17 protein-coding genes and 4 tRNA genes are annotated in these 16,915 nt (G+C 53.8%); 14 read left to right on the forward strand and 7 right to left on the reverse strand.

The window, feature by feature from the left end; translation table 11 throughout:
• Positions 1-3 precede the first annotated feature (3 nt).
• Positions 4-717: a pyrimidine utilization protein B gene (gene rutB, locus NIM72_RS18815; protein WP_253421545.1), complete on the reverse strand. Its 714-nt coding sequence runs from the start codon at positions 715-717 to the stop codon at positions 4-6.
• On the reverse strand, positions 717-1,808 hold the full coding sequence (rutA, locus tag NIM72_RS18820; RefSeq protein ID WP_161736430.1) for a pyrimidine utilization protein A: 1,092 nt from the start codon (positions 1,806-1,808) through the stop codon (positions 717-719). The genes rutB and rutA overlap by 1 nt, the downstream gene beginning before the upstream one ends.
• Before the next feature lie 306 nt (positions 1,809-2,114).
• Here rutA and rutR point away from each other — a divergent pair, with 306 nt between their 5' ends.
• Positions 2,115-2,750: an HTH-type transcriptional regulator RutR gene (rutR, locus tag NIM72_RS18825; protein WP_033732203.1), complete on the forward strand. Its 636-nt coding sequence runs from the start codon at positions 2,115-2,117 to the stop codon at positions 2,748-2,750.
• A 38-nt stretch (positions 2,751-2,788) separates the two neighbouring features.
• Positions 2,789-3,763, forward strand: a complete 975-nt coding sequence (locus NIM72_RS18830; RefSeq protein WP_222924211.1) for a metal-dependent hydrolase — start codon at positions 2,789-2,791, stop codon at positions 3,761-3,763.
• 46 nt (positions 3,764-3,809) lie between these two features.
• Here NIM72_RS18830 and cycA read toward each other — a convergent pair whose 3' ends face one another.
• On the reverse strand, positions 3,810-5,195 hold the full coding sequence (gene cycA, locus NIM72_RS18835) for a D-serine/D-alanine/glycine transporter (protein ID WP_253421548.1): 1,386 nt from the start codon (positions 5,193-5,195) through the stop codon (positions 3,810-3,812).
• A 286-nt stretch (positions 5,196-5,481) separates the two neighbouring features.
• Here cycA and NIM72_RS18840 point away from each other — a divergent pair, with 286 nt between their 5' ends.
• The 3 genes from NIM72_RS18840 to NIM72_RS18850 all read left to right on the forward strand — a co-directional run bounded on the left by NIM72_RS18840 (position 5,482) and on the right by NIM72_RS18850 (position 8,804).
• Positions 5,482-6,177, forward strand: coding sequence for an extensin family protein (locus NIM72_RS18840; protein WP_253421551.1), 696 nt, complete (start codon positions 5,482-5,484; stop codon positions 6,175-6,177).
• 1,170 nt (positions 6,178-7,347) lie between these two features.
• Entirely contained in the window at positions 7,348-8,070 is a 723-nt protein-coding gene (gene sdiA, locus NIM72_RS18845; RefSeq protein ID WP_222924209.1) for a transcriptional regulator SdiA, read from the forward strand.
• 122 nt (positions 8,071-8,192) lie between these two features.
• On the forward strand, positions 8,193-8,804 hold the full coding sequence (locus tag NIM72_RS18850) for an acyl-homoserine-lactone synthase (RefSeq protein WP_161733856.1): 612 nt from the start codon (positions 8,193-8,195) through the stop codon (positions 8,802-8,804).
• Between the two features lie 33 nt (positions 8,805-8,837).
• Here NIM72_RS18850 and NIM72_RS18855 read toward each other — a convergent pair whose 3' ends face one another.
• The gene (locus tag NIM72_RS18855) at positions 8,838-9,062 is read right to left on the reverse strand and encodes a DUF2594 family protein (RefSeq protein ID WP_003849983.1); all 225 of its coding nucleotides are present in this window, start codon (positions 9,060-9,062) and stop codon (positions 8,838-8,840) included.
• A 431-nt stretch (positions 9,063-9,493) separates the two neighbouring features.
• On the opposite strand from NIM72_RS18855, the gene uvrY reads away from it, so the two are divergent.
• The 6 genes from uvrY (at position 9,494) to NIM72_RS18885 (ending at position 13,035) form a co-directional block, all read left to right on the forward strand.
• Positions 9,494-10,153, forward strand: coding sequence for a UvrY/SirA/GacA family response regulator transcription factor (uvrY, locus tag NIM72_RS18860; protein ID WP_013357383.1), 660 nt, complete (start codon positions 9,494-9,496; stop codon positions 10,151-10,153).
• Positions 10,146-11,978, forward strand: a complete 1,833-nt coding sequence (gene uvrC / locus NIM72_RS18865) for an excinuclease ABC subunit UvrC (protein WP_161733847.1) — start codon at positions 10,146-10,148, stop codon at positions 11,976-11,978. Before uvrY ends, uvrC begins: the two co-directional genes overlap by 8 nt.
• A 69-nt stretch (positions 11,979-12,047) precedes the next feature.
• On the forward strand, positions 12,048-12,596 hold the full coding sequence (pgsA, locus tag NIM72_RS18870) for a CDP-diacylglycerol--glycerol-3-phosphate 3-phosphatidyltransferase (protein ID WP_013357385.1): 549 nt from the start codon (positions 12,048-12,050) through the stop codon (positions 12,594-12,596).
• Positions 12,597-12,748: 152 nt separating this feature from the next.
• Positions 12,749-12,824, forward strand: a tRNA-Gly gene (locus NIM72_RS18875).
• Positions 12,825-12,864: 40 nt separating this feature from the next.
• Positions 12,865-12,938, forward strand: a tRNA-Cys gene (locus NIM72_RS18880).
• Between the two features lie 10 nt (positions 12,939-12,948).
• Positions 12,949-13,035, forward strand: a tRNA-Leu gene (locus NIM72_RS18885).
• Between the two features lie 133 nt (positions 13,036-13,168).
• On the opposite strand, the gene NIM72_RS18890 is transcribed toward NIM72_RS18885, so the two are convergent.
• Positions 13,169-13,426, reverse strand: a complete 258-nt coding sequence (locus tag NIM72_RS18890) for a hypothetical protein (RefSeq protein WP_033732209.1) — start codon at positions 13,424-13,426, stop codon at positions 13,169-13,171.
• 209 nt (positions 13,427-13,635) lie between these two features.
• Here NIM72_RS18890 and NIM72_RS18895 point away from each other — a divergent pair.
• Together NIM72_RS18895 and NIM72_RS18900 are read left to right on the forward strand one after the other, a co-directional pair.
• A tRNA-Lys gene (locus NIM72_RS18895) sits at positions 13,636-13,711 on the forward strand.
• Positions 13,712-13,872: 161 nt separating this feature from the next.
• Complete coding sequence (locus tag NIM72_RS18900) at positions 13,873-14,718, forward strand: substrate-binding domain-containing protein (RefSeq protein ID WP_161733843.1); 846 nt, start codon at positions 13,873-13,875, stop codon at positions 14,716-14,718.
• Positions 14,719-14,749: 31 nt separating this feature from the next.
• On the opposite strand, the gene NIM72_RS18905 is transcribed toward NIM72_RS18900, so the two are convergent.
• On the reverse strand, positions 14,750-14,917 hold the full coding sequence (locus tag NIM72_RS18905) for a hypothetical protein (protein ID WP_202604934.1): 168 nt from the start codon (positions 14,915-14,917) through the stop codon (positions 14,750-14,752).
• A 193-nt stretch (positions 14,918-15,110) separates the two neighbouring features.
• Here NIM72_RS18905 and NIM72_RS18910 point away from each other — a divergent pair, with 193 nt between their 5' ends.
• Positions 15,111-15,311 carry a DUF6404 family protein gene (locus NIM72_RS18910; RefSeq protein ID WP_161733841.1) on the forward strand — a complete coding sequence of 67 codons (201 nt, stop codon included), beginning with the start codon at positions 15,111-15,113 and terminating at the stop codon, positions 15,309-15,311.
• A 35-nt stretch (positions 15,312-15,346) separates the two neighbouring features.
• Here NIM72_RS18910 and NIM72_RS18915 read toward each other — a convergent pair whose 3' ends face one another.
• Positions 15,347-16,852: a SulP family inorganic anion transporter gene (locus tag NIM72_RS18915; RefSeq protein WP_253421556.1), complete on the reverse strand. Its 1,506-nt coding sequence runs from the start codon at positions 16,850-16,852 to the stop codon at positions 15,347-15,349.
• Between the last annotated feature and the right edge of the window lie 63 nt (positions 16,853-16,915).

The raw sequence follows: 16,915 nt of genomic DNA on the forward strand, positions 1-16,915 counted from the left end.
GGATTAGCGGGCATTCAGGCTTTCGCAGAAGGTATCGACATCCGATACCCAGCCAAAAAAGGTTTCGATATTGAACAGCGCTGCCTGCTGAGCAAAGGGCGGGCCAGCCTGATACGTGGCGTCTTCCAGCACCACACCGAAATACTCCAGAAAGAAGCCGTCGCGCAAGGTCGACTCCACACAGACGTTGGTGGCGATGCCGGTGAAAATCAGATGGCGGATCCCGCGACTGCGCAGCATGCTGTCGAGTGGGGTGTTATAGAAGCCGCTGTAGCGCGATTTTGGCAGCACGATGTCACCGGCTTGTGGCATCAGCTCATCGACCAGCGCGTAATCCCAGCCGCCTTTTGACAGCAGTGAACCCTGCAGTTCTGGCCGTTTACGCATGGTTTTCAGCGCATTCGATTTGTGAAAGTTAGGGGAACCGGCGTCACCGGCTTCAACATAGTCGCTGTCCCAGCCGTTCTGGAACCAGATGATCTGAACGTCGGCCGCACGGGCCGCCGTCACCGCCTGATGGATCTTCGCAATCACCGGCTTCGTCGCGGAAACATCAAAGCCCGCCAGGTCGAGGTAGCCACCTTCGGTGGCGTAGGCGTTCTGCATATCCACAACAATCAGTGCCGTCTGGCCAGGCGGAAAGGCGATCGGCTCAGGACGAGCAGGCAGTTCAACCTGGGGAACATCCGGCGTGTGGGCGCAATAAACGGTATTCATTATGCCACCTCCTGCTGTGCGTCGAGCAGGGCGCTGCGACAGGCCATCAGCGGCTGAATGTGCTGGCCGAAGTTCTCAATACCTTCCAGGAAATCATCAAAGGTCAGCAGCACGCCGTGCGTGCCTTCTACCTGCGCCACTTCATCCAGCATCCGCGCGACACTGGCATATGAACCCACCAGGGTGCCCATATTGATATTGACGGCTGAGGTCGGGTCCGCCATCTGGCGCACATTGGTGTCGCTGCCTGATTTGGTATCCTGCTGACTCTGGGTGGTGAGCCAGGAGAGCGCCTCTTCATCTGCACCAGCTTTGTAGTGTTCCCACTTAGCCCGCGCCTCTTCATCTGTTTCGGCGGCAATAATCATAAACAGCACGTAGGAGCCAACATCGCGGCCCGCTTTTTCGGCGGCCTGCTTCATGCGAATCGAAGTTGAACTGAAAGCAGCAGGTGTGTTAACCCCTTTGCCGAAGCAGAAGTTGTAATCGGCGTGCTGAGCAGAGAAGGCCATACCGGCATCGCTCTGTCCGGCGCAGATCACCTTCATCGGACGCTGCGGCTGTGGACTGACGCGGCAGTCATTCATAGTGAAGAACTCACCTTTGAAGTCCGATTTTCCGGTGCCCCACAGGTCGCGCAGCACGGTAACGTACTCGGTCAGATAAGAATAACGGCTGCCGAAGTACTCATCGCCTGGCCACATTCCCATCTGCTCATATTCAGGTTTCTGCCAGCCGGTCACCAGATTAACGCCGAAACGACCGCCTGAAATGGAATCGATAGTGGACGCCATGCGCGCCACAATCGCCGGTGGCAGCGTCAGGGTGGCCGCGGTAGCGTAGATTTCGATGCGAGAGGTAACGGCCGCCAGGCCCGCCATCAGGGTGAATGACTCCAGGTTATGATCCCAGAATTCTGTTTTTCCGCCGAAGCCGCGCAGTTTGATCATCGAGAGTGCAAAGTCGAAGTGGTAATGCTCTGCTTTCAGCACGATGGCTTTGTTCAGTTCAAAGGTCGGCATGTACTGCGGCGCGTTGGACGAAATCAGCCAGCCATTGTTACCAATCGGAATAAAGACGCCTATCTTCATGTGAAACCTCGTTGCGATGGGGGAAAGGTGTTTCACGCGCTGCACTGCATCCTGCTACGTCCGTATAAGCCGCGCTCAGTCACAATTCTGCAAATCGTGTGCCACATTCTTTATTCTTATAAATAACAGACAATTAAAATTAACCCGAAAGAGGTAAGTGGAGTAACTGGTCCATTTCGGACCATCTGGTCAAAATTCACTGCACGTTTTGCATGCAGGCTGAGCAAAAAAGGTGCAGGGCGCGGATTGGGCAGCGACTCATCCCTTTGCTATGATGCGCTGACACCAGAAGGATGAGGTAAACGTGTGAATAGCGATGAAAAAAAGCCAACGCGTCGTTCGCGTGCGGTGGCAGCGAAGCGGGCTGCCATACTGGAAGCGGCCTTAACCTTCTTCTCACAGTTTGGCATTCACGGCACCAGCCTCGATAAGGTGGCCGAACGGGCCGATGTCTCTAAAACGAATCTGCTCTACTATTTTCCCTCTAAAGAAGTGCTCTATGTGGCCGTGCTGAAACAAATTCTGGATGTCTGGCTGGCCCCGTTGCGCGCGCTGGCGCATGACCAGGATCCGCTGGTCGCCATCCGGCGTTATATCCGGCTAAAGCTGGAAGTGTCGCGCGATCATCCTCAGGCTTCTCGTCTGTTCTGCCTGGAGATGCTTCAGGGCGCACCCTTGCTGAAAGGGGAACTGGCGGGCGACCTCAAGCAACTGGTGGATGACAAAGCAGCCATTATTGAACGCTGGATTGATGAGGGACGGCTGGCGGGCGTACAGCCACAGCACCTGATCTTCATGCTGTGGGCCACCACGCAACATTACGCCGACTTTGCCACCCAGGTTGAGGCCGTGACCGGTCAGACGCTCAGCGATCCGGCGTTTTTCGATCAGACCGTCGAAAACGTCCAGCGCATGATCATTGAAGGGATTCGCGTACGCTAATTCAGGACACATTTACAATTCGGTGACGGAGTGAATCAATGGATTCTGTTTCGCAGTTGGTGTTGGGTGCTTCAGTCAGTGTTGCGGTGATGGGACGTCGGGTGCCGATCTGGCAGGCCGCGCTGGTGGGCGGCGTCTGCGGCACCTTACCCGATCTGGATGTGTTTATTGACCATGGCGATGCGATACGCAACATGACCCTGCACCGTACGGAAACACATGCGCTGCTCTGGCTTACATTGATCTCACCTCTGATGGCGTGGGGAGTGTCGGCAATGTTCAGGCAGCGGGTGAAGTGGTCGCACTGGTGGCCCGCCGTCTGGCTGGCGCTGATTACCCATCCGCTGCTTGATTTAATGACGGTGTACGGCACCCAGCTTGGCCTGCCGATCACCGATTATCCCTATGCCATCGGCAGTATTTATATCGTCGATCCACTCTATACGTTGCCACTGCTGATAGGGCTGAGTGTCGCGCTGTGGCGTCGTGGTGACAAAGGCATGCGTGGGAACCGGATCGGCCTGGCGCTGAGTACGCTTTATCTGGTCTGGAGTGTGGCCATTCAGGGTGTCGCAGGCTGGCAGATCAGCGCATCGCTGGCGGAGCAGGGTATTCCGGACAATAAAGTGCTGGTGACGCCGACGGCCTTTAATACGCTGGTCTGGCGCAGCGTGATTATGACGCCGGATCGCTATGGCGAAGTTTACTGGTCGCTGTTGTCGCCCTCACGGCCACTGCAGGTGGCTTGGTACCCGCGTCATCCTGAACTGTTCGACGCCTTCCGGGGTAGCTGGTATGCAGAACGTGTTGCCTGGTTCAGCCACGGCTTCTACGCGCTGCGTGAGCAGGACGGGCAGACGACGATTGCCGACCTGCGCATGGGCGAAGGCGATAACTATACCTTCACCTTTGGTCTGGGCACGCCTCAGCAGCCCGATCCCCGGCCGCAGCGCTTACCTAATGAACGTCCCACGTTGTCCGCCATTTTCTCTGCGCTCAGTGAACGCCTGTAAAAAAAAGCCCGGTCAGGTGACCGGGCTTTTTTCATGCTGTCAGCGATTAGCGGCTGCGACGCGTACGCAGCATCCAGCCCACACCCAGCAGCGCAAACCAGAGTGGCGTCACCATCAGGGCCTGGCGTGTATCTTCCTGCAACGTCAGCAGCACCAGCACAAACGCAAAGAAGGCCATGCAGACCCAGCACATGAATTTGCCTAGTGGCATCTTAAAGGCCGATCTGGCATGGCGCTCAGGATGCTTTTTACGGTAAGCCAGATAGCTGCACAGAATGATGGTCCAGACGAACATAAACAGAATGGCTGAAACGGTGGTGACCAACGTAAAGACCTTCATCACATCCGGGATCAGGTAGATCAACGCCACGCCGAGTAACAGACACAGACAGGAGAAGAACAGGCCGGTAGTCGGGACCGAACGGGCAGAGAGACGGCCAAACGCGCGGCTCGCGACGCCCTGCTGCGACAGGCCATAGAGCATACGGCTGGTGGAGAAGATGCCGCTGTTGGCTGAAGAGGCGGCAGAGGTCAGCACAACAAAGTTAACGATACTCGCCGCAGCAGGCAGGCCAATCAGCACGAACATCTCAACAAACGGACTGCGGTCAGCCATAACCTGGGTCCAGGGCGTTACCGCCATGATCACCATCAGCGCCAGCACGTAAAACATAATGACCCGCAACGGAATTGCATTAATCGCGCGTGGTAAGACTTTATGTGGGTCGTGGGTTTCAGCGGCTGCCGTTCCAACCAGTTCAATGCCGACAAAGGCAAACACCGCAATCTGAAATCCGGCAAAGAAGCCGCTGAGGCCTTTCGGGAACATCCCGCCGTGATCCCAGATGTTGCTCAGCGCCGCGGTGCCGCCACCGGGTGAAGGGTAGTGAATCGATACCAGCACAATCCCGGTGACGATCAGCGCAACAATGGCGACGATTTTGATTATCGCGAACCAGAACTCCATCTCACCAAACAGCTTAACCGTGGCGATGTTCAGCGCCAGAAAAACCACCACGCAGAGCAGGGCGCTCATCCAGATTGAGAAGCCCGGAAACCAGAGCTGGAAATAGGCGCTGATGGCCACGACGTCGGCGATGCCGGTTACTACCCAGCAGAACCAGTAAGTCCAGCCGGTAAAATAGCCCGCCCACGGTCCAAGCAAATCCGCGGCAAAATCGCTGAAAGACTTGTACTCAAGGTTGGAAAGCAGCAGCTCTCCCATGGCGCGCATCACGAAGAACAGCATAAAGCCGATGATCATATAGACGAAAATGATCGAGGGACCAGCCAGACTAATGGTTTTACCGGAACCCATAAAGAGGCCGGTACCGATAGCACCCCCTATGGCGATCAGCTGAATATGGCGATTATGCAGGTTACGCTGTAGCTTGTCGGGCGCGTGTGCGGTTTCTTTAGATTGGTCAACCATAGAATTGTCTTTCCTGTCTTGATGTTGTGTCAGCTCTGCTGGCTGTTAGTAAACGAGTCTGCCCGAGGGGCAAGTGGGCATAAGATAGAGGAAGAGGGCCGGAATCGGGTAACGCTTTTTTATCAATTGTGAAGCCTGACGCCCCGCAAGCCGTAATAACGGGCAGTTTCGTTCAATCCTGCGTCAGTATGGGTAATTATTCATCACGTTATGTCAGGCAGACTGCGTGAAGCGGAATGGGCTTCTACACTTTTTAGTTATTAATCATTATGCTGCAAAGAGAATTATGCGCACGCTTATCCTGTTTCTGCTGTTAATTGCGCTGGGATGGGTCAGCTTACCCTGGCTTAAGCAGCATCTCCCGCCGCAGTTCAATCCCTTTACACCGCTCTCCGTCACCGATCCTCCAGGCTGGATGACGCAGATAAAGATGAAAAGGCTGGCCCAGAATCCTGACGAATGTCTGGCGGTGATGCGTCATGCCCAACAGGCGGGCTGGGTCAGTTTCAGCGAGCGTCCTGCTGTCACGGGCAACTGTCCGATCAGCCATCCACTGCGAATTCAGAAATTTGGCCCGGTCAGCCTCAGCAGCAGCTTTCTCGCCAGCTGTCCAATGGCCGTCGCCAGCACCATGTATGCCCTCCGCAGCCGGGAACAGATTGTCCGGGATATGCACAGTCCACTGGTACGAATTACCCATGTCGGCAGCTATGCCTGTCGTAATATTTATCATCGCGCAAAGGGGCGGCTCAGTGAGCATGCCACCGCAGAGGCCTGGGATGTGACCGGCTTCCAGCTGGCTGATGGCCAGCGGCTTGAGGTCAGTCGTCACTGGCAACAGCCAAAAGAGAAAGCGGCCATGCTGCACACGCTATGGCGTGGCGGCTGTGACGTATTCGGCAATGCGCTGGGACCGGACTACAACGCCGCGCACGCCTCACATTTTCATCTGGGTATGCGTGGCGCGGGCTACTGCCGATAAATCATCAGGCAGGATTAATACCGTGTTTGATTAAGAATCAAACTGCCGGTAAGGGAAAAACCAAACCAGTTATCATTGCCAGCGCGGACATACCTGACAATGAGTAGCAACAAATCAGGCGGCTGATCAGGCAGCCTTTTTCAGGGCCGCAAGTGACAACAGAAAAGTGCCCATAAATGCAATCAGCCGTAAAGTTTCGCCGCCTCATCTGGACAGTGCGAGCAACGTCAGGATGAAATTAATTCACGATGCTGCAAAGTGAATTAAGGGAAATTAACTGCATCGATAAAGTGTGCAGAATTAAATAACGATCGGGGATTATACCTTGGATTTTTTTAGTGATTTTGTTGCGTGACTATCGGTATAGTGATTTTCGTGACTAAAAGAGAGCCAGCGTTGAGCGTACTGCTGCCATAACATACTGTCAGCATAAATAGTGATCTGTACCACGCATTAGGTGCAGGCAGGAGATAAATAAAGCTGATTTTCTTTAATACGTTGCTTTCGGTTCAGATTATTCTCAGTCAAAAATTGTTTAAGGGTTGAGCGGGTCAATTTGTCCGGTAGTGATTGCTGTCGGGCAGAATATTCTAATTAAACAACTCTTCGCTACGCCTGTCGGATAGCTAAGGCAAAGGGAGCTGAATCAGCATTGAGAGGCGGCAGATGTAGTCTGCGCACCTGTTAGCTTTTCCGGTCAGAGAGGCGCGTGCTTCCGTGTAGAGAGACTGTGCACAGGAATGCGGTATCGCCTGAACAGCAGAGCTTATTTCCTGATAAAAAATATGCCAGCAATTTTCGGCTGCCGCTTCGCTTATTAGGACGCAATTAACGCATTGTTTACACATTATTTACTCGACATCCCGTAGACCGATTCAATATTCCCGACAGCTTTTCAACATCTGAGATGAAATTGATTCATTGGCAGGGATTGAATTTCTATCAGAAAAATCTTATTCTCCTGAGGTGATTGAAATTGCTGTGGCTGGCCTCACATTACAGGGGCAGGGGCATTTTTTCACTCTGCCATAACGTTGAATGGCATTTGCGCTGTTTAGGGTGAAGGATTCACCTCAACGATAAATTAATTTTCTAAGATTAATTAAATTTATCCGATGAATCCGAATGAATAATACCGGAAGGGCGAGTGAAAATTAACGCTGAGGCAATATGAGTACTGAAAACTATTTCGCCTGGCGAAATGAGGTGAAAGAAAAATTTCAGGCATTAACGGCTTCTTCTGAATTGAAGACGTTATTGCAACAGTTTACTGAATCATTAGGCTTCGATTATTTTGCCTTTTTGATTCAGCATCCGGTGCCATTTACCCGGCCGCGTTTTCATTTACATAGCACCTATCCCAAATTATGGGTTAAACGTTATGAGAAGCAGAATTATTACGCTGTCGATCCGGTGCTCACATTGTGTCAGCGACCGGGCAGAGGGATGGCCTGGATAGAGGAACAGTTCGCTGACGCCGGCAATCTTTGGCAGGAGGCGAGAGAGTATGGGCTCCAGAGCGGATTTTCTTGCTCCGCAATGGCACCAAATCGCGTCATTGGTATATTATCTATATCGTCGCAACAGCCCATTTCTGTCCAGCTCCGCCATGCTGAGCTGGAGGTGAAACTACACCTTTTAGCGGAACTAAGCCTGGATACGCTGGAACGCTTTAACGATGATGCAATGATGGTACTAAGAAAAACGTTTAGTCAGCGCGAGTTGGAAATTCTGAAATGGACAGCCGAAGGAAAAACGGCGGTCGAAATTTCACTTATTTTATCCATCTCTGAACATACCGTTAACTTTCACCAGAAAAATATGCAAAAGCGTTTCAATGTTTCCAATAAAACGCAGATTGCCTGCTATGCAGCGGCAATCGGACTGATTTGAACATAATACAACTGCTACATTTGGCAGTTCCTTTGTACAGGTCTGTTGTCTACCCTGCGCCGGGGCTTTGCCGGGCTGGCGCAAAGAAATCATTGCAAATATGGGGATGTCAGAGGCGCATGATGAAAATAGTGCAAACGCAATTAAAGGATATGCCATCCTCTTTGCTTGCCGAACTCGGCAGCTACCGTTATAGCGTTTTTGCGCGCGGCGAAGGGTGGTCAATACCCCCACGCCTGAGCACGCCAGGGCAGGAATATGATCGCTACGATCGTTCAGATGTCACCTGGCTAATCGCATGGAATGCGCGCGAGGGCATCAGTGGCTGCGCGCGTCTGATGCCCTGGTTCGAACCTGAGCAGAGTGAGGGCATTGTGCTGCCTTTCAGCCATGAGAAAGTGTGGGAGATGTCGCGCTTCTCGGCACGGCTGGAAGTTGACGCTGAACTGCCGCTGAACATTCTCTGGCACGCGGTACAGCTGGCAGAGCTGAACGGCATGGAGTACATCATCAGTTCGGCAACGCCGATGCTGGAGACGATGTTTGAGGAGCATGGCGTGGTGTATGAGCCGCTTACGCCGGGGCTCATTCTGTCAGAAGATAATCTGTTTGCGATCCGTATTCCGGTTGTTCAGCCCACTCTGGCAGAAAAATATCGGGGAACACGTCGTTTCAGCCCGGAAGAGGTACTGCCAACGCTGGGCGTTTCAGTTAACTGGCAGGCGCACAGTTAGCGTATTTGCCCCCACTACCGGGGGCAAAAAAGCTTACTGACGGTAGGCTGTTTTGATCTGTTTGATGGTATTGCTGAACACTTCCGCCTGAGGCTTGTCGCCCAGCGTCTGCACATAGCGTTCCATGTTAATAATCACTTTTCCGGCATCAGCCTGTCCCATACCTTTGAGAATCAGGGTAATCATCATCTTCAGGCCCGCGATTTCATCCGCTAATTTCCGGGCTTCCTGGGAAGTTGCAAAATCTTCATCGCTCATGCGTTTCTCCTTGGTGAATGACAACGTGTCGGCAATCTGTCCGAACAGCAGTGCGTGAGTATATCACAGGGGCGGTAAGTTGCTGAGACGGCCGCTCCGCTTCGCCCTGAAAGGCGGGTTTGTCCAGTACAACTAATCAATCGCTGAAAGTAATCACAGGCTTCATCGGCTCAGCAGCCGCGAGGATGCACGGCACTGAACCCTGAAGCGATACGGTCTTAATACACTGAAAAAACTATCATTTAACGGTTATTTCGCCATCTGGACACAATGCATAACCGTCCCTGAATCTCTTCAGGATGGACCTGGCAGCAATCATGTAATGCTTACACTGTTTTGCTTTGTTGATGTGCTTTTGAGGTAAAAGCGGGTATGATTGACGCCTGAAATCGTGAATTACTTCTTCTTTTTTAGCCTCTGGAGTTTCCCCGTTGATCAGTGTGCTTCTTGTTGATGACCATGAACTTGTCCGCGCGGGTATCCGTCGCATCCTGGAGGATGTGAAAGGTCTGGCCGTGGTCGGAGAGGTCAACTGTGGTGAGGATGCCGCCAGATGGTGCCGTGCCAATCAGGTTGATGTGATCCTCATGGACATGAACATGCCGGGGATCGGCGGACTGGAGGCGACGCGCAAAATCGTGCGTTATAATCCCGATATCAAAATTATCATGCTGACCATCCACACGGAAAATCCGCTGCCTGCTAAAGTGATGCAGGCGGGTGCAGCAGGCTACCTCAGTAAAGGTGCTGCGCCACAGGAAGTGATTAATGCGATTCGCTCGGTAAATGCTGGTCAGCGTTACATCGCGTCAGACATTGCTCAGCAGATGGCGCTGAGCCAGATTGAGCCGCAAAAAGCGGAATCGCCCTTTAGCTGTTTGTCGGAAAGGGAATTGCAGATTATGCTGATGATCACCCGAGGACAAAAGGTGACGGAAATTTCCGAGCAGTTAAATCTCAGTCCTAAAACCGTTAACAGCTACCGCTACCGAATGTTCAGTAAGCTGAATATCAGTGGCGACGTAGAGTTAACGCATCTGGCCATTCGACATGGCCTCTATAATGCGGAGCCGTTAATCAGTAGTGAATGACGTTTTTGATTCCAAAGCCTTTCTGAGTACGGTAACCAGCAAACCCGGTGTTTACCGCATGTATGACGCCTCAGGCACCGTCATCTATGTGGGCAAAGCCAAAGACCTGAAGAAGCGTCTCACCAGCTACTTCCGCACCCAGGTCGGCAGCCGCAAAACCGAAGCGCTGGTCAGCAATATCCAGCACATCGATGTCACCGTTACCCACACCGAAACCGAAGCGCTGCTGCTTGAGCATAACTACATCAAGCTCTATCAGCCGCGCTACAACGTACTGCTGCGCGATGATAAATCGTATCCCTACATTTTTCTTAGCAGTGATACCCATCCGCGGCTGGCGATGCACCGTGGCGCAAAGCATGCCAAAGGCGAATACTTTGGCCCGTTCCCCAACGGCTATGCGGTGCGTGAAACGCTGGGCCTGCTGCAAAAAGTTTTTCCTATTCGCCAGTGTGAAAACAGCGTCTACCGCAATCGCTCCCGGCCCTGTCTGCAATATCAGATTGGTCGCTGTCTTGGTCCCTGTGTCGCGGGTCTGGTCAGTGAAGAGGAGTATGCGCAGCAGACTGATTACGTACGCCTGTTTTTAGCCGGTAAAGACGATCAGGTTCTCAATCAGCTGGTCAAACGCATGGAAGAGGCGAGCATTGGCCTGCGCTTCGAAGAGGCGGCACGACTGCGCGATCAGATTCAGGCCGTGCGCCGCATCACCGAAAAGCAGTTTGTCTCCAATCAGGGGGATGACCTGGATGTGATGGGTGTAGCTTATGAAGCGGGTATGGCCTGTCTTCACGTGCTGTTTATCCGTCAGGGCAAAGTGTTGGGCAGCCGTAGCTACTTCCCGAAAGTGCCGGTGGATACCGATCTTGCCGAGGTGGTTCAGACTTTTGTCGGGCAGTTCTATCTGCAGGGCAGCGAGGCACGGACGCTGCCGGGTGATATTCTGCTGGACTTTACCTTGCCGGAGCGCGAATTGCTGGCGGAGTCGCTCAGTGCACTGGCGGGACGCCGCGTGAATATCCAGAGCAAGCCGCGTGGCGATCGCGCCCGTTATCTTAAGCTGGCGCGCACCAACGCCGCGACGGCATTAACCACGCGTCTGTCGCAGCACTCCACGATTCATCAGCGGTTGATGGCACTGGCAGAGTTTCTTGAGCTCGACCGGATCACGCGCATGGAGTGTTTCGATATCAGCCACACCATGGGTGAGCAGACCATCGCCTCCTGTGTGGTGTTTGACCAGAATGGTCCGCTCCGTGCTGACTATCGTCGCTATAACATTACCGGCATTACGCCGGGCGATGATTACGCTGCCATGAATCAGGTGTTACGACGCCGGTATGGTAAGGCGATTGAAGAAGATAAAATCCCGGATGTGATTCTGATCGATGGCGGTAAAGGCCAGCTCTCTCAGGCAAAGCAGGTTTTCGCGGAGCTGGATGTGCCCTGGGACAAAAACCGGCCCATTTTACTCGGCGTTGCGAAAGGCAGCGACCGTAAAGCCGGACTGGAAACGCTGTTCTTTGAAGCGGAAGGTGAGGGCGTTTCGCTGCCACCGGATGCGCCAGCACTGCATGTGATTCAGCACATTCGTGATGACGCTCACAATCATGCCATTTCTGGTCATCGTAAAAAACGAGCCAAAGTAAAGAACACCAGCGCACTGGAAAGCATTGAAGGGGTAGGGCCTAAACGGCGTCAGCAACTGCTTAAGTACATGGGGGGCCTGCAACCGCTGATGAATGCGTCGGTAGAGGAGATCGCCAATGTACCCGGTATCTCCCACGCGCTGGCAGAAAAAATATACTACTCGTTGAAACACTAGCATTGAAACGGGGGGGGCAATGTAGGAACATAGGCTAAATTTTACCTATATCCAGACAGTTACCGGCATATGCAATTAAACATCCCGACGTGTCTCACCCTGTTTCGAGTCGTGCTCATCCCGTTCTTTGTGCTGGCTTTCTATCTGCCGTTCACCTGGGCACCGCTGGCTACCGCACTGATTTTCGTTTTTGCTGCCATCACCGACTGGTTTGATGGTTTTCTGGCGCGCCGCTGGAAACAGACGACGCGCTTTGGTGCGTTTCTCGATCCGGTAGCGGATAAAGTGATGGTGGCGATTGCGCTGGTACTGGTGGCGGAATATTTCCACGCGTGGTGGATCACGCTGCCTGCAGCCACCATGATTGCCCGCGAAATCATTATCTCTGCGCTGCGTGAATGGATGGCGGAGATTGGCAAACGCAGCAGCGTGTCGGTTTCCTGGATTGGTAAAGTGAAAACCACCGCACAAATGTTCTCTCTGTTTGCCTTGTTGTGGCGTCCTGATGCCACCGTTGTCGCGGTGGGCGTAGTCGCGTTATACATTGCTGCCGTGCTGACTTTCTGGTCTATGTTCCAGTATTTAAGCGCCGCGCGCGGCGATCTGCTCGAACCGTGATCGATACGATTTAAAAAGCAGCAAACGGACACGCTGTAAGGATAATTTTATTGACTCATTGCGTCATCTAAGTAGAATGCAACGCATCGAACGGCAGCCAGGCTGCCAGAAGATAAATGAAATCAGCAGGTTCGACGAAATTGCTGAAAATTGCGGGAATAGCTCAGTTGGTAGAGCACGACCTTGCCAAGGTCGGGGTCGCGAGTTCGAGTCTCGTTTCCCGCTCCAGATTCGCAGGTCAGGTTAACCTGACGGCATATCAGTTTAAGGCGCGTTGGCAGAGTGGCTATGCAGCGGATTGCAAATCCGTGTACCTCGGTTCGACTCCGGGACGCGCCTCCAGTTACACCCTGCCCGGGTGGTGAAATCGGTAGACACAAGGGATTTAAAATCCCTCGGCTGTAAGGCTGTGCGGGTTCAAGTCCCGCCCCGGGCACCATATTTCTGGCGCAGAAAAACGAATAAAACAAAGTAATATGCAGTAATGTCGTAACCGCCCAAGGGCGGTTTTTTTGTGCCTGTTATCTGGCATGACGGCGACGAAACCATCCGACTGGCGGTATTAACCGCCGTCAGCCGCGGGAGCTGAACACCAGTTCATCATCCGTATCACTTACCAGCACCATTCGTTGCGCCTCTCCACTGGATGAAACAAAGGTCACTTCATGCCCGATGCTGATTGCATCGAATGCATCTGTTGGCTGTGACTGCTTCTGGATCTCCAGAACCATCCGCGAGGCAAAGGGTTTATCATTGACCCTATCCAGACGATAGTTGGCGGTAAAGCTCAGTTCGGGCTGATCAACCACGTAGAATTGTCCTGAAGGCATAGTCTTGACCTCTGTGTTGTGTTGGCCATATGTCCCGGCCGGGACAGGCTGCCTGAAATTTAAGGTTAGCGGAATAATCAATGTCTGCAGGTGCCCGTGCCTTGTTTATGGGATTATGCCGCGATTGCTGACTATACACGCCGCTTGCGCTTGTCAGTTCTGAAAGGAGTACTAACCTTGTTTACACAGTGCGCTTTCCTGGCAAACTTTCGGGCATGGTATAAAGGTATTACTGCAACTCTTAATGGGTTGACGATGCGGGTTCAATTCCTGCTGCCCGGTCCATCTCTCGCCTCTTCTTAACCCCCGCTGCTCTGCCTCCGCAAACCCAGTTACATCTGATTTCACTCATTTTTGCGGCCTGCATCGAACTCTGTAACCTGTTGTCACACCCTTGCTTACCGTAAAGTGGGGGATTGTTTGTCGTCTCAGAGAAGTTAACGCCAATGAGTTCACCTTCTATTCCTGTTTTAACGGAACCGGCTTTACCCCCGATTATCGGCGTTGTCGCCAGCCAGCTGCTCAACCCCTGCCAACAAAAAATGCTGGATGAGGTAACGCGCCAGCTCAATGCGCGCGGGGTTATCACCGTGCTGCTGAATGCCGAAACCGACGTGGCACTGACCGCACTCATCCAGCAGGCGACACCCCTTGCGCTACGGGGGTTGCTGCTGTTGCCCGGAAACAAGGCTATCAGTGCCTGCAATCTGCCGGTGCTGGAGATTGACGCAGAACCTGAATGGCAGGCGGATGCGCTACGGGCGGGCGAAGTAACCGCAGCGTTACTGCTCGCGCAGGGGCATCAGCGGTTTGGCTTTTTGCAGAGTCAGCCCGGTGACATGGCGCAGAAGCAGAGCTACTGCACCACATTACAGGCGGCCGGCATGACGCTGGATGCAGAACTGACTGCTGGCGCTGACGACCGTGACGGCGCTTATCAGGCGATGATGCAGTATCTGAAAAAAACCCGTGCCGCTGAGCGCATTCAGGCACTTTTCTGTGAAAGCGATCTGCTGGCGTTTGGTGCGATACAGGCAGTACGCGATTTTGGTCAGGGTACGCATCTGGCGGTGGCTGGATTCGGCGACAGTGAGGAAGCCCGCAGTCCGACCTGGCATCTGACCAGCTGGTCACCTGACATCAGACAGCTCATTGGCCGGGCGTTAGATCGCTGGCTGGGGCAGCAGGCAGAAAACAGCGGTGAAGAGGGGCAATTACAGCAGCGTCATTCTCATTCTGGCAAAGTCATTCCGGGTGAGATGTCAGCCTGCGGCTGCGCCTTCCGGCACTAGCCAGCCTGCGAGGCAGGCTGGCTAAAGAGCATTACGCCTGCGGCTGTCCTGCCGGGCCGACACCGCCCGGTGCACCCACTGGCTGCTGTCCGCCTGGCGGTGGGGGTGGTGGGGCATCTCTGCCCGGCGGTGGCGGTGCACAGGCGGTGAGAGTAGCAAGAATAGCCAGCGTCGATAACAGATAAGCCGTACGTTTCATCGTAATTCCCTGATCAGGTAAGCGGAACGTAAAGTATAGAGAATCGCCAAAAAATCGCGCAGTCAGCGTTGAGCGCCCACAACGTTGCGTAAATTAAGGGTGATTATTTGAAACGCCTCTCAACTCCTGCAAGCCGGAAATGCATTACGGGCAGGAGCACGCTAAGGTAGCGCTTTATTTAAGAGGAGTCGTTATGAATGGCATTATGAAGTTCGTCCGCGGCTGGCTGGTGTTCTCTGTACTGTGGGGCGTATTCATGTGGTTTATGTCATGGCAGCAGCAGGGCAAGGAGCCTGGTCTGGCGATTCTGACAAGTCTCTACGCCGGTTTAATCTATCAGGCGTTGATTACGATGGTGGGCCGTTATCGGGCGCGCCGACAACAGGCTGAGTAAATTCTGCTGCCTGAGAGGCAGCAGAACACACCCTCTTATCCGAAATTACCGGTCAGGCGCTGATGGAAATCAGTACTGCGTGGATCCAGCCCCTCAATGGTCACCTCTGCACCATAACGCTGATAGCGATACTCAATGCCATCCAGTGCCGCAACGCTGGATGCATCCCAGATTTGTGCGTGGGTTAAATCGATCGTCACCTTTTTCGGGTCATGTGCATAATCGAAATGCTCAAACAGATCGTTGCTGCTGGCAAAGAACAGTGGACCACGCACCACATAGCGCACTGACCTGCCATCGTCGCTCAGCTGGCGTTCCGCATGAATAACGTGGGCAATACGGCGGGCAAAGAGCAGCATCGCGAGGAGCACCCCAGCCAGCACGCCCAGCGCCAGATTCCCTGTCCAGACCGTCACTGCCACCGTCAGCACCATAATCAGCGTCTCTGACCACGGCATACGTTTCAGGGTAGCGGGCTGCAGGCTATGCCAGTTAACGGTTTTCACCGCCACCACCATCATGATCCCAGCCAGCACCACCATCGGGATTTGCGCCATAATCCGGCTGAGGCCGGTCACCAGTAACAGCAGCACCAGACCGGCGGCTACGGTGGAGACACGGCTACGCGCCCGGCCCAGCTCAACGTTAACAATCGTCTGCCCTATCATCGCGCACCCGGCAATGCCGCCATAAAAACCGGCAAAGATATTTGCTACCCCAAGGCCCCAGGCTTCACGTCGCTTACTGGAGGGGGTATCGGTCAGATCATCGACCAGTTTGGCGGTCAGCAGTGATTCCATCAGTCCGACAAAGGCGATGCTCAGTGCGGTGGGCCAGATAATCTGCAGGGTCTGCAGGTTGAGCGGCACCAGCAGACTGTTAAAACCGGGCAGGCCGGGGCTCATTGGCCCTTCGTCGCCCACGTTCGGCATGCGATAGCCCATTAACAGTGCGACCGCAGTCACCACAACAATGGCGACGAGAGGAGAAGGAATACTCTTTAACAGGTGCGGTAACAGCAGCACGATAGCCAGGGTGACGGCAAAGAAGATCCACACCAGTGATGACTGCCCCCAGACGTGCGGCACCTGAGCAAAGAAAATCAGCACGCCGAGCGCATTCACAAATCCCAGCATGACCGAGCGGGGGATATAGCGCATCATGCGCGCCAGACCGACGACGCCAAACAGAATCTGAATGACACCGCCCATCACCACTGCCGGCAAAATATATTCAACACCGTGCAGATGGACCATCGGCCCGATAACCAGCGCCACAGAACCTGCCGCTGCCGTGACCATTGCCGGGCGTCCGCCCAGTATCGACAGCGTCAGGCAGAGCACCACCGAGGCGACCAGGCTGACTTTAGGGTCAACGCCAGCAATAACGGAAAAGGAGATCACTTCAGGTATCAGCGCCAGCGCGGTAATCACACCGGCCAGGCATTCGCGGGTCAGCAGCGCAGGCGAACGCAGAACGCGCCCCACACTGACATCGCCCGCCACAACGTCGGTCGCGGCAATATCATTGGTTTGGGTCATAAAGTTTTGCAGGCTCTTTAGTTGTTTTGCTCCCGCACGAGGGGCGGGAAGATTTGGATAATG

Source organism: Pantoea sp. B550 (assembly GCF_024158165.1).
Taxonomy (GTDB): domain Bacteria; phylum Pseudomonadota; class Gammaproteobacteria; order Enterobacterales; family Enterobacteriaceae; genus Pantoea; species Pantoea alfalfae.

Excerpts from the sequence above, each read along its gene's own strand:
- rutB (WP_253421545.1), bottom strand. The coding sequence starts at position 717 with ATGAATACCGTTTATTGCGCCCACACGCCGGATGTTCCCCAGGTTGAA.
- rutA (WP_161736430.1), bottom strand. The coding sequence starts at position 1,808 with ATGAAGATAGGCGTCTTTATTCCGATTGGTAACAATGGCTGGCTGATT.
- NIM72_RS18830 (WP_222924211.1), top strand. The coding sequence starts at position 2,789 with ATGGATTCTGTTTCGCAGTTGGTGTTGGGTGCTTCAGTCAGTGTTGCG.
- cycA (WP_253421548.1), bottom strand. The coding sequence starts at position 5,195 with ATGGTTGACCAATCTAAAGAAACCGCACACGCGCCCGACAAGCTACAG.
- NIM72_RS18840 (WP_253421551.1), top strand. The coding sequence starts at position 5,482 with ATGCGCACGCTTATCCTGTTTCTGCTGTTAATTGCGCTGGGATGGGTC.
- sdiA (WP_222924209.1), top strand. The coding sequence starts at position 7,348 with ATGAGTACTGAAAACTATTTCGCCTGGCGAAATGAGGTGAAAGAAAAA.
- NIM72_RS18850 (WP_161733856.1), top strand. The coding sequence starts at position 8,193 with ATGAAAATAGTGCAAACGCAATTAAAGGATATGCCATCCTCTTTGCTT.
- NIM72_RS18855 (WP_003849983.1), bottom strand. The coding sequence starts at position 9,062 with ATGAGCGATGAAGATTTTGCAACTTCCCAGGAAGCCCGGAAATTAGCG.
- pgsA (WP_013357385.1), top strand. The coding sequence starts at position 12,048 with ATGCAATTAAACATCCCGACGTGTCTCACCCTGTTTCGAGTCGTGCTC.
- NIM72_RS18890 (WP_033732209.1), bottom strand. The coding sequence starts at position 13,426 with ATGCCTTCAGGACAATTCTACGTGGTTGATCAGCCCGAACTGAGCTTT.
- NIM72_RS18900 (WP_161733843.1), top strand. The coding sequence starts at position 13,873 with ATGAGTTCACCTTCTATTCCTGTTTTAACGGAACCGGCTTTACCCCCG.
- NIM72_RS18905 (WP_202604934.1), bottom strand. The coding sequence starts at position 14,917 with ATGAAACGTACGGCTTATCTGTTATCGACGCTGGCTATTCTTGCTACT.
- NIM72_RS18910 (WP_161733841.1), top strand. The coding sequence starts at position 15,111 with ATGAATGGCATTATGAAGTTCGTCCGCGGCTGGCTGGTGTTCTCTGTA.
- NIM72_RS18915 (WP_253421556.1), bottom strand. The coding sequence starts at position 16,852 with ATGACCCAAACCAATGATATTGCCGCGACCGACGTTGTGGCGGGCGAT.